This is a genomic window from Marinobacter sp., assembly GCF_041686475.1.
Classification (GTDB): domain Bacteria; phylum Pseudomonadota; class Gammaproteobacteria; order Pseudomonadales; family Oleiphilaceae; genus Marinobacter.
Window position 1 is genome coordinate 1 of sequence record NZ_JAWLDU010000020.1, and the last position, 10,381, is coordinate 10,381.

Genomic DNA, 10,381 nt, shown 5'->3' on the forward strand with positions numbered 1-10,381 from the left:
TCATCGAGATTGCTTTCCGCCATCCGGAGGTTATTCGGGAAGACCTCGAACTCAGAGGTTAACAAGGTGGTCAACGGGACGCCAACTACGCCGCGCTCCGTTGTCGCCCATCACCACTGGCGTTATCGCACCATCTGAATGTCCGCTTTGCGACCAAAGTTAAGGTTACCAAGCGAATTTATTTGCTTAAATACCGTAGAGCGGCTGTGCCACAGAGATGGTGGGCTGGAAACCGTGCAAAGGTCACGTTAATGGGAGGTGATGGATCGACCTAAATTGACTGGGCACTGCCAAGGCACCGTTTGGGCACAGGCGCAATGATAGAGAAAAATTCCTGATCTTAATCTTGCCGTGCAAAGGCCATTGATCGAATCGGAGTTTTTCGGATTGCTCAGGTGCGAATGACGACAGGTGAGGGGATTGCCTTAATGATAACTCATTGATTTTCCGAGTTAATGGCCCGCCCGAGAGGATTCGAACCTCTGACCTCCGCCTCCGGAGGGCGGCGCTCTATCCAGCTGAGCTACGGGCGGGTGTCGGAATCAACGCTGCGGCATCAATTTCGAGTGCGCAATCTTACGTGTGATGGGGTGTTCTGTCCAGCCCTCTTGATGCTGGCCCGGCCAGTTAAACAAGGTCATACAGAATCAGCTTCAGCCCTGGGGTTTCTGGGGTAGTAACGTTCCGGCAGGCGCTCTATGTGGGGGAAGAAGCGGGTGTCTTTGTAGGGCATTTTCATGAAGCCGGAAACGCCCAGCCCGGTGATCTGGTTCACGGCAACCAGTATTTCGTCCAGCAGGCGGGAGAATTCGCCTTCCCGGTCCGGGTCCAGGAGCCGGTAGTGGCTGTGGATCTTGAGGTGGCGGGGCAGGGCTTCGAAGATGATCATGCCGGTGTGGTGGATGTCGTTGAGGGATTCCAGCGCATTGATGATGATCTGGGGCAGTACCAGGAACTCTTCCGGGTCGGGACCATCCTCGAAGTAGGAGTGCACCCGGGATTCGTCTTCCACCTCTGGTGCCGCGCTTACCTCGTATTTCAGTTGCATGCCGGGTTCCGGTTCGAAAGGCTGGTCCGGCTCGTCGCGGTCGATGTGCAGGGTGTTGCGGGCGTTGAACAGGCAGCTCTTGAAGATACCCTGGCGGTAGATGGCCTGGGCCAGGTAGACCATGTTGTTGACGGCCCTTATGAACGCGTCTTTCAGGCTGGGGTCGTGCAGGTTTAGTGAGGTATCTATGTATACCCCATCGGATTCCCAGCGCACGGCGAGGCCACCTTCCACGGGGTAACGCCCAAGCCGGCTGACAGCGGCCAGGAAGGCTTTTTCCGTTTCCCCCATGCCCTGCATGAAGTTCTTGTAGTAGCGGTCCAGTTGCACATCGTTGACGTCATTGAGGGTTTCCGGGGCGCCCTCCTGCCGCAGGAAGGATTTGCGGGAGCTGTATACCACGGTGTCGATTTCGTGATCGGAGGTTCGTGTCCAGACCGGCACTTGCGGGTTCACCGGTGGCTCCGGCAGATCAATCATCACCGTGCGGGCCATTCTTGGCATTTCTTTCAGATAGTAGTCGCCGGCCTGACGTCGGGTTTCGGGGTCCGGGGCCAGCATGCCGTCCAGCATGCGGGCGAACTCCATGGGCAGTCCTAGAGAGGTGGCCGGGATCGCCTGGTGCCCGAAACGGCACGACTGTCCGGAAGCCAGGGCGTAAAGCGTGCCGGCAGCGCCCTGCTCGTCAAAGCGAGGGGACGACAGGCCACCGTTCAACTGTTCTTCCCCGATAAAGTAGACGTCGCCCAGCCGCGCGTTGGTCTGCTGCAGGTTGTCGGACATCAGTTCCATGACATTGGTGGTGAGGAACTGCTGGTTGGCGTCGAGTTGCGCAAACACCGATGAGCCCCAGTCGATCAGGGCGATGTTTTCGGTGCTGGCATCGAACACCAGGTTGGAGGGCTTGATGTCGCCGTGCACGATGGGGCGTCCGGCAGGGCCGTTCTCCCGGCGCAGGTTGCGCAGGATGTCTGCAAGCTGGTCGGCGATGCGCATTACCACTCGTGGTTTGAGGCGGCCCTCACGCAAAGAGACTTCTTCCAGGTTAAGGCCGGCCGCCCGTTCCATCACCAGGATGGGCTGGTTGTGTGCCCGCTGGTAGGCGATCAGCCGGGGCACTCTCGGGTGGCGGACCTGTTCAAGGATGTAGGCTTCGTCCTCCAGGCGGTCCTGCAGGTGTTGGGGCAAATTGATGCGGGTAAACTTGAAAACGTGTTCGGGGCCGGTGTTGTCCGGGCTTGGCAGGCGGCCTGCGAACACGAAGCCGTAGGCGCCCTTGCCAATCAGCTCGATGTCCAGGTAACCCAGTTGGCGGAGCTGGGTGGCACACAGTGCCACCCAGTCCTTGAGCTTCTTGGCGTCGTCATGGCTGAGCAGGTAGATCGACTGCTCTTCAGGTATGTAGAACTGCTGCAGTTGCGTCTTCTGCGCCATGATGCCCCGTCAGCCCAGATGCAACAGCATCGATTGCGGCGATTCCAGGTAGCCTTTCCAGCGATTGCAGAAACGCGCAATGGTGCCACCATCAATGATGCGATGGTCGCCCGCCCAGCTCACGGTCATGATGGCCCGCTCCACCACCTGGCCGTTGGCGTCGAAGCGTGGCAGTTTCTGGGTCCGGCCCAGGGCCACAATCGCCACTTCCGGCGCATTGATGATGGGCGAGGCATAGGTGCCGCCCAGCGCGCCAATGTTGGAGATGGTGATGGTGCCGCCCTTGAGATCCTCCTGGCTCACCCTGCCCGAACGGGCCGCCTCGGTCAGACGGGACACTTCATCGGCAATGCCCAGCAGGGTCAGACTCTCAACACCTTTGACATTGGGCACCATCAGCCCGGCCTTGCCGTCCACCGCCATGCCGATATTGCAGCTGGGCAGGTAGTGAATCTCCGTCACGTCGTCGTTAACACGGCTGTTGAGTACCGGGAACTCCTGAACTGCCAGGGCCGTGGCTTTCATGACAAAGGGCATCAGTGTCAGCCGTGAGCCTCTGGCTTCGGCTTCCGGTTTGAGCTGCTCCCGCAGTTTCAGCAGGTCCGTAACGTCGATATCTTCGCTGTAGATGAAGTGGGGGATCGTCGTTGCTGACTTGACCATGCTGCGGGCCATTGCCGCTTGCATGCCCTTGATCGGTTCGATCCGGACTTCCTGCTCACGCGCCGGCATTCGGCCTCCGCGGCCCTGGCTTGCTGGCTGCGATTCATCCGTGCCTTCCTGCCGTTGTGACGGCGCGGTTGGGTTGTCCAGGTGCGCCAGCACGTCCGCCTTCAGCACCCGGCCATCCTTGCCGGAACCGGCGATATCCGCCAGATTCAGATTATGCTCCCGCACCAGGCGGCGCACGGCGGGGCTGGCGGGAATTCGCTGCCGGGTTCCTGTTGAGGCCGGTTTTGCGGTAGCCGGGGAGGGCTCCGGTGCAGGCTTCGATGCGGCTTTTGCCTCGGCAGGTTCTTCACGGTCGCGGGGAATAAACGCAAACAGCGGAGAATGCACCCGGGCCATTTCCTGTTGCTTGTGGTAAAGCTTGGTGACGCGGCCAGCCTTGGGCGCTGTAATCTCCACCATGGCCTTGTCGGTCATGACATCCACCACCGGCTGGTCTTCCTCGATCTCGTCACCCTCGGCGACGCGCCATTCCACCACTTCGCACTCGACGATGCCTTCACCGATATCGGGAAGGATAAAGTCTTCGGTCTCATCGTCATTGGCGGGGGTGGTGCCAGAGGTTTCCGGCACAGGCTCTGCTTTGTTGGTGGCAGCTCCGGCTTCTGTCGATGGTGTTTGAGGCGGAGCGTCCTGTTCACTGTCGCCGCCTTCTTCCACCAGTTCGAACAGCGGGGCGTGAACCTTCGCGATGTCGCCTTCCTTATGATAGAGGTGGGTCACGCGGCCTTTGTATGGCGCCGGAATTTCCACCAGGGCCTTGTCGGTCATTACCTCGGCGACCGGCTGGTCCTCTTCGATGATGTCCCCTTCGCTGACCAGCCATTTGACCAGTTCGCACTCCACGATACCTTCGCCGATATCGGGCAGTATAAAATCACTCATGATTGCTCTCCTGTCCTGATATCAACCTAGAATTCCACGCTCGACCTGATGGCCTCATAGACCTTCAGGTGATTGGGCAGGTGCTCTTTTTCCAGCACCAGCGGGAAGGGTGTGTCCATCCCGGTCACCCGAGCGATTGGGGATTCCAGGTACAGGAAGCAGCGCTCCTGTATCGTCGCCGCAATTTCGCCGGCGAAACCGCCGGTCAGCGGGGCTTCGTGGGTAACCACCAGGCGCCCGGTCTTGAACACCGAGTTGGCGACGGTTTCCACATCCCACGGCAGGATGGCTCTCAGGTCGATGACTTCACAGGAAATGCCTTCTTTTTCCGCCATTTCGACGGCGTGTTCAATCACTTCCATTTGCGCGCCCCAGCCCAGCACGGTGACATCCGTGCCTTCCTTGAGCACTTCGGCTTCGCCCAATGGTAGCCGGTAGTCTTCATCCGGCACGTCGCCCACGGAGGCGCGGTACATCCGCTTGGGCTCGAAGAACAGAGTCGGGTTCTGGTCATGGATGGCGGCCAGCAGCAGGCCCTTGGCCTGGTGCGGGTTGCGCGGCACCACAATTTTCAGGCCCGGTGTATGGGCAAAATAGGCTTCGGGCGATTGGGAGTGGTAAAGCCCGCCGGCAATGCCACCACCATAAGGAGCGCGAATGGTCAGTCCGCCCACATTGAACAGGTTGCCGGAGCGGTAACGGAACTTGGCCGACTCGTTCACGATCTGGTCAAAGGCCGGGAAGATGTAGTCGGCAAACTGGATCTCGGCGACCGGCACGGAACCCTGGGCGGCGAGGCCGTTGGCGAAGCCGATGATGCCCTGTTCCACCAGTGGTGTGTTGAAGCAGCGGGCCTTGCCGTACTTTTCCTGCAGGTGGCTGGTGGCGCGGAAAACGCCGCCGAAGATGCCCACGTCCTCACCGAAACACAGCACCCGTTCATCGGCGGCCATGGCAGTATCAAGGGCGTTGTTGATGGCCTGGAGCATATTCATCTGTGTCATCTCAGGCCTCCCTCTTTGACTGTTCCCTTCGCGTGTTCGGCACTCTTCGGATAGGCGTCCGGGTGCCGGCGGATGTGCGCCTTGAGGCTGTCGAACTGTTCGGCCAGGGCCGGCGGCACCTCGTCGTAGACATCGCTGACCAGGGTATCCAGCGCCGGTGGTGGCCGCTTCTGCGCCCGCTTCATGGTCTCGAGAACCTCGCGGCGCATGGTTTCCTGCAACTGTTTCTCGTCGTCTTCGGTCCACCACTTCTTGCTCTCGAGCCAGAGCCGCATCCGCAGGATCGGGTCTTTCTCGCGCCACACGGCTTCCTCGTCCTTGCTGCGATAACCGGACGGGTCGTCGGAAGAAGAGTGGGCCGCCAGGCGATAGCTCATGGCTTCAATCAGCACCGGGCGATTGTGTTCCACCGCCAGACTGCGGGCCGCTTTGGTGGCTTCGTGCATGGCGAGTATGTCGTTGCCATCTACTCGGATCACGTCCATTTTGTAGCCGTAGGCCCGGGGCGCGACACCATCGGCGGCGAACTGCTCGGCGGCCGGGGTGGAAATGGCATAACCGTTGTTGCGGCACAGGAAAATTACCGGAACCCGGTGGACGGCCGCCATGTTCAGGGCAGCGTGGAAATCGCCCTCCGAGGCGGCGCCTTCACCAAAATAGGTAATGGTGCAGTGGCCTTCGCCCTTCAGCTTCTGGCCGTAGGCGTAACCCGTGGCCTGGGGAATCTGCGTGGCCAGGGGGGATGAGATGGTCATGTAGTTCAGCTTGGCGGAGCCGTAGTGAACCGGCATCTGGCGCCCTTTGCCGTAGTCGAGTTCATTGCCGAACAGCTGGTTCATGAACTCGTCGATGGTGAAGCCGCGATAGACCAGGGAGCCCTGTTCCCGGTACTGCGCCATGATCATGTCGGCATCGTCCAGTGCGGCGGTACTGCCGATCACGGCGGCTTCCTCTCCGGTGCACTGCATGTAAAAGCTCAGGCGGCCCTGTCGCTGGGCGGCGAGCATACGTTCGTCGAGAATCCGGGTGGTGACCATCGCGCGGTAGATGCGCAGGGCTTTGTCTTTATCGAGATCAGGGGCCTTGGCGCCCTTGTAGAGCGAGCCGTCCTGCTTGAGTAGCTTGAAGGTGGGAATACGGAATTCCGCACCGTCGGTAAAAACCGGGGAATAAACAACTTTGGCTTTTGTTGTTGTCATAATCCTCTTCCTGGGGTAGTGGCCTGAGGAACAAAACACCCCTTGTGAGGGTGTCGATGTTTTTTGAGTATAGCCAATCTCACGGAGCCTGGTGCGGCCCGATCAATATCGGCTAAAGTTTACCTTAACGTAAACTGTGTCATTCTGGTAGGCCTGAAAAGGTGATTTTTTATTCAGGGTAGAGCGGTTCTGGCGTCAGGCTGACGAGGGTTTCCTCATTGCCGATATTCACCGCCCCGTCCTGGATGGTGCACTGAAGGTTCATGCCGCGTTCAGCCAGGTCCGCCAGTGGCTCGGTGGCTTCCGGTGGCAGGTTGATGATGGTGAGATTATTGAAGCGGGTCAGTTTGCCCTGGTGTTTTTCCCACCACAGTGGAACGGCACGGCCACCATAGGTATACAGGATCACCTGGTCAGCACGGTTGCAGGCTTTGCGCAGGCGGCTTTCATCCGGCAGGCCCAGTTCAATCCACAGCTCGATTTCGTCGCTCAGGCTTTTCTGCCACAGGTCCGGTTCGTCGTCGGTGCTGATGCCCCTGGTGAATTCCAGATTCTCACTGGCGTTCAGTATGAAGGCCAGCAGGCGTATCATCATGCGCTCGTCTGTTTCCGACGGGTGGCGGGCGATGGTGAGATGATGGTCGGCGTAATAGTGCCTGTCCATGTCAGCGATGTTCAGGCTTGCCTTGTAGATTGTTGCCTTGAGCGCCATTGGGCTTCCTGCTTTGGTGTGGCCGGGGTTCCAGTGTAAATCAAATGTCCAGCAGAGAAACAACAGCCATGTCGATGTTGCGAGGTTTTCTGGTTCTGACGGTGTTTTTTATTGCCGGCGAGACGATCAGAGTGTTACTTGCGTTGCCAGTGAGTGGTGGTGTTATCGGTATGATCCTGCTCACTCTCCTGTTGATGGGGCGGGGTACCATCAGTGACAGCCTGGCGGGAGCCAGCCAGGCGCTGATCTCGGTGCTGGTTTTGCTGATCATGCCCGGGGTAGTGGGCGTATTTTTTGTTGCCGAGGAGTTTGCAGGGCAGTGGCTGGCGGTTGGTGTGGCGCTGGTGCTGGGGACATTGCTGAGCGTGGTGACCACGTTGTGGTTATTGAAGCGTTTCAGCAGGCAGGAGCACGGCAGCAATGGATGAGCTGTTTGACCGTTTTCAGGATCTGCTGAGTACGCTCGCCACCAGCCCGGCACTGGCCATTGCGCTGACGCTGGGTGCGTTTTTTGCCGGCAATCGAATATTCAGGTTACTCGGGCACCCTGTCTGGTTGCCACCGATTGTGATTTCGGCAACGCTGGTCAGTTCGGCGATCGCCATCCTTGCCATCGATTACGGAGAATACCGCGAGGGCGCCCTGTGGCTTTCGGCCCTGCTGGGCCCGGCTACGGTGGCGCTGGGCGTACCCCTTTACCAGCAGATGCATCATATCAGGGCGCTATGGCGGCCCATCCTGTTCACGCTGCCCGTGGCCGCTACGCTGGCGGCGGTCTATGCCGTGGTAATAGCCGCTCTGCTGGGCGCCTCGCCGGAGGTACTCGCATCACTGGCACCGAAGTCGGTAACGGCCCCCATCGCCATCGGCATCACCGAACAACTTGGAGGTTCGGTGTCCCTGATGATGGGCGGGCTGCTGATTACCGGCGTTGTGGCAACCCTGTTCGTGGATCTGACCGCCCGCTGGCTTTCCATTGACGACCCAAGAATGCTGGGCTTTGCGCTGGGCCTTAATGGCCATGCCATTGGCACGGCAAGAGCGTTTGAACTGGGGCCTACTGCTGGAGCATTTGCTTCACTGGGCATGGGATTGACGGGCATTTTCACCGCCCTGATTCTGCCTCTGGCTTTCCGCCTGAAAGGCATCTGAGCAGCGCCGATACAATTTTTTGAACAAAAAACGTCCGCAGGGCTTGCAAAGCTGCATGTAAATAACAATAATTATCACTACCTTTCATTGGCCCGGTGAGTAATCCTTATGTACGTTTGCCTTTGCCATGGTGTGACAGACAGTGAAATCCGTGAAGCCGCCGACAGCGGCGTCAGTTCCATGCGCCAGCTTGGCAGGGAGCTTGGCGTTGGTACCCAGTGTGGCCGCTGTGCCTGCACCGCCCGGGAAATCCTTCGCGAGAACCGCTCATCGGATTATATGGCCATGGCCAACATGCTCGCCCAGCCCGCCTGATTGGGCCTTTGCTGCATTCATTTCCCATTTGTGATTTTTTCTCTCCTGATGAAGGGCTATCCTTGTAGCAACTGCACACTCACGCAAGGAGATCCGTCATGAAAGGCGACAAGAAAGTCATCCAGTTTCTGAACAAAGTGCTCTCCAACGAGCTCACCGCTATTAACCAGTACTTCCTCCACTCCCGCATGTATAAGGACTGGGGCATCACCAAACTGGCGGACAAGGAATACGAAGAGTCCATTGACGAAATGAAGCATGCGGATCAGCTGATCGAGCGCATCCTGTTTCTGGAAGGGCTGCCGAATTTGCAGGACCTGAACAAGCTGCTGATCGGTGAAAATGTCGAGGAGATGATTTCCTGCGATCTCAAGCTCGAAATGATTGCCCATAAAGACCTGAAGGAAGCTGTCATCCACTGCGAGCAGGTCCAGGATTACACCAGTCGCGAACTCTTCCGCAGCATCCTGGACAGTGAAGAAGAACATATCGACTGGCTTGAAACCCAGCTGGATATGATCGGCAAGATGGGCATCCAGAACTACATCCAGCTTCAGTCCTCCGCAGGGGAGTAAACCACTGTGACAATGGATCTGTCCTGCTTTAAAGCCTATGACCTGCGCGGCCGCGTGCCGGACCAGCTCAACCCGCAGCTGGCCGAGCGTATCGGCCGTGCCTATGTGGAAGTGACCGGGGCGAAGCGCGTCATCGTCGGCTACGACATTCGCCTCTCCAGCCCTGAAATTGCTGACGCCCTGAGCTCCGGCCTGATGGCTGCCGGTGCGGATGTCTTCGACATTGGCCTTTGCGGCACCGAATTGGTTTACTTCGCTACCAGCCACTACAAGATGGATGGCGGCATCATGGTGACGGCCAGCCACAATCCACGTGACCATAACGGCATGAAAATGGTGGGCCCGGATTCTCGACCCATCAGCTCCGATAACGGCTTGAACGACATTCGGGACCGGGTTCCCGAGCCCTTCGGTGACGCGCCCGAGCAGGGCCAGTACGAGCCGCTGGAGGTGACCACCGCCTACATTGACCACCTGTTGGGCTACGTGGACGCCCTGGCACTCAAACCAATGACCATAGTGGTCAACGCTGGAAATGGCGGCGCCGGATTGATTATCGACGAGTTGGAACAACACCTGCCGTTCGATTTCGTGAAAGTGCACCACGAGGCAGACGGTAACTTCCCGAACGGTGTCCCCAATCCCATTCTGGAACAAAATCGCGCGTCCACCGCTGAAGCAGTCATTGAACACGGCGCCGCTATGGGTATCGCCTGGGACGGCGACTACGACCGCTGCTTCTTCTTTGACGAAAACGGCCGCTTTATCGAGGGTTACTACATCGTTGGCCTGCTGGCGGACCAGTTCCTCCGCAAAACCGGCGGTGGCAAGGTCATCCACGATCCAAGGCTGACCTGGAACACCATTGACCTGGTCAAAGCCGCTGGCGGCGAAGCCATCGAAAGCAAAACCGGCCACGCCTTCATCAAACAACGCATGCGCGACGAAGATGCAGTGTACGGCGGCGAAATGAGCGCCCATCACTACTTCCGCGACTTCGCCTACTGCGACAGCGGCATGATCCCCTGGCTACTGATCGCCGAACGCCTGTGCCAGTCCGGCCAGACCCTGTCGTCCCTCATCGACGCCCGCATCGAAGCCTACCCGGCCAGCGGCGAAATCAACCGCACCATCGCCGACCCGGCCAAAGTCATCGCGGCCATCGAAGCGAAATACAGCGTAGGCGCCAAAAACGTCTCCCATGTCGACGGCGCAAGTATCGAATTTGATGACTGGCGCTTCAACCTCCGCATGTCCAACACCGAACCGGTGGTTCGCCTGAACGTGGAATCGAGGGGGGATATTCCGTTGATGAAGGAAAAAACGGC

General features: G+C 58.7%; 10 protein-coding genes and 1 tRNA gene. 5 read left to right on the forward strand and 6 right to left on the reverse strand.

Features of this window, described 5'->3' with window-relative positions; genetic code table 11:
- Nucleotides 1–456 precede the first annotated feature (456 nt).
- The 6 genes from ACESMB_RS06670 to ACESMB_RS06695 all read right to left on the reverse strand — a co-directional run bounded on the left by ACESMB_RS06670 (nucleotide 457) and on the right by ACESMB_RS06695 (nucleotide 7,011).
- Nucleotides 457–533 (reverse strand) — tRNA-Arg (locus ACESMB_RS06670).
- A gap of 104 nt (nucleotides 534–637) precedes the next feature.
- The gene (locus ACESMB_RS06675) at nucleotides 638–2,482 is read right to left on the reverse strand and encodes a protein kinase domain-containing protein (RefSeq protein WP_372926161.1); all 1,845 of its coding nucleotides are present in this window, start codon (nucleotides 2,480–2,482) and stop codon (nucleotides 638–640) included.
- A gap of 9 nt (nucleotides 2,483–2,491) precedes the next feature.
- Nucleotides 2,492–4,096: a dihydrolipoyllysine-residue acetyltransferase gene (locus tag ACESMB_RS06680; RefSeq protein ID WP_372971162.1), complete on the reverse strand. Its 1,605-nt coding sequence runs from the start codon at nucleotides 4,094–4,096 to the stop codon at nucleotides 2,492–2,494.
- A 26-nt stretch (nucleotides 4,097–4,122) separates the two neighbouring features.
- Nucleotides 4,123–5,100, reverse strand: a complete 978-nt coding sequence (locus ACESMB_RS06685) for an alpha-ketoacid dehydrogenase subunit beta (protein ID WP_372971163.1) — start codon at nucleotides 5,098–5,100, stop codon at nucleotides 4,123–4,125.
- Nucleotides 5,097–6,299, reverse strand: a complete 1,203-nt coding sequence (locus tag ACESMB_RS06690) for a thiamine pyrophosphate-dependent dehydrogenase E1 component subunit alpha (protein ID WP_372926158.1) — start codon at nucleotides 6,297–6,299, stop codon at nucleotides 5,097–5,099. The genes ACESMB_RS06685 and ACESMB_RS06690 overlap by 4 nt, the downstream gene beginning before the upstream one ends.
- A 169-nt stretch (nucleotides 6,300–6,468) precedes the next feature.
- Complete coding sequence (locus ACESMB_RS06695) at nucleotides 6,469–7,011, reverse strand: YaeQ family protein (protein WP_372926157.1); 543 nt, start codon at nucleotides 7,009–7,011, stop codon at nucleotides 6,469–6,471.
- A 68-nt stretch (nucleotides 7,012–7,079) separates the two neighbouring features.
- On the opposite strand from ACESMB_RS06695, the gene ACESMB_RS06700 reads away from it, so the two are divergent.
- From ACESMB_RS06700 to ACESMB_RS06720, 5 genes are all read left to right on the forward strand, one after another.
- Entirely contained in the window at nucleotides 7,080–7,439 is a 360-nt protein-coding gene (locus ACESMB_RS06700; protein WP_372926164.1) for a CidA/LrgA family protein, read from the forward strand.
- Entirely contained in the window at nucleotides 7,432–8,163 is a 732-nt protein-coding gene (locus ACESMB_RS06705) for an LrgB family protein (protein ID WP_372971164.1), read from the forward strand. The genes ACESMB_RS06700 and ACESMB_RS06705 overlap by 8 nt, the downstream gene beginning before the upstream one ends.
- 108 nt (nucleotides 8,164–8,271) lie before the next feature.
- Nucleotides 8,272–8,478, forward strand: a complete 207-nt coding sequence (locus tag ACESMB_RS06710; RefSeq protein WP_372926155.1) for a bacterioferritin-associated ferredoxin — start codon at nucleotides 8,272–8,274, stop codon at nucleotides 8,476–8,478.
- Between the two features lie 98 nt (nucleotides 8,479–8,576).
- Nucleotides 8,577–9,053 (forward strand): bacterioferritin, encoded by a 477-nt coding sequence (gene bfr / locus ACESMB_RS06715; RefSeq protein WP_372971165.1) that lies wholly within the window; start codon nucleotides 8,577–8,579, stop codon nucleotides 9,051–9,053.
- Between the two features lie 12 nt (nucleotides 9,054–9,065).
- A partial coding sequence (locus ACESMB_RS06720) for a phosphomannomutase (RefSeq protein ID WP_372971181.1) occupies nucleotides 9,066–10,381 on the forward strand: 1,316 nt, incomplete at its 3' end.

Coding starts and splice junctions, on each gene's coding strand:
- ACESMB_RS06675 (WP_372926161.1), bottom strand. CDS start 2,482: ATGGCGCAGAAGACGCAACTGCAGCAGTTCTACATACCTGAAGAGCAG.
- ACESMB_RS06680 (WP_372971162.1), bottom strand. CDS start 4,096: ATGAGTGATTTTATACTGCCCGATATCGGCGAAGGTATCGTGGAGTGC.
- ACESMB_RS06685 (WP_372971163.1), bottom strand. CDS start 5,100: ATGACACAGATGAATATGCTCCAGGCCATCAACAACGCCCTTGATACT.
- ACESMB_RS06690 (WP_372926158.1), bottom strand. CDS start 6,299: ATGACAACAACAAAAGCCAAAGTTGTTTATTCCCCGGTTTTTACCGAC.
- ACESMB_RS06695 (WP_372926157.1), bottom strand. CDS start 7,011: ATGGCGCTCAAGGCAACAATCTACAAGGCAAGCCTGAACATCGCTGAC.
- ACESMB_RS06700 (WP_372926164.1), top strand. CDS start 7,080: ATGTCGATGTTGCGAGGTTTTCTGGTTCTGACGGTGTTTTTTATTGCC.
- ACESMB_RS06705 (WP_372971164.1), top strand. CDS start 7,432: ATGGATGAGCTGTTTGACCGTTTTCAGGATCTGCTGAGTACGCTCGCC.
- ACESMB_RS06710 (WP_372926155.1), top strand. CDS start 8,272: ATGTACGTTTGCCTTTGCCATGGTGTGACAGACAGTGAAATCCGTGAA.
- bfr (WP_372971165.1), top strand. CDS start 8,577: ATGAAAGGCGACAAGAAAGTCATCCAGTTTCTGAACAAAGTGCTCTCC.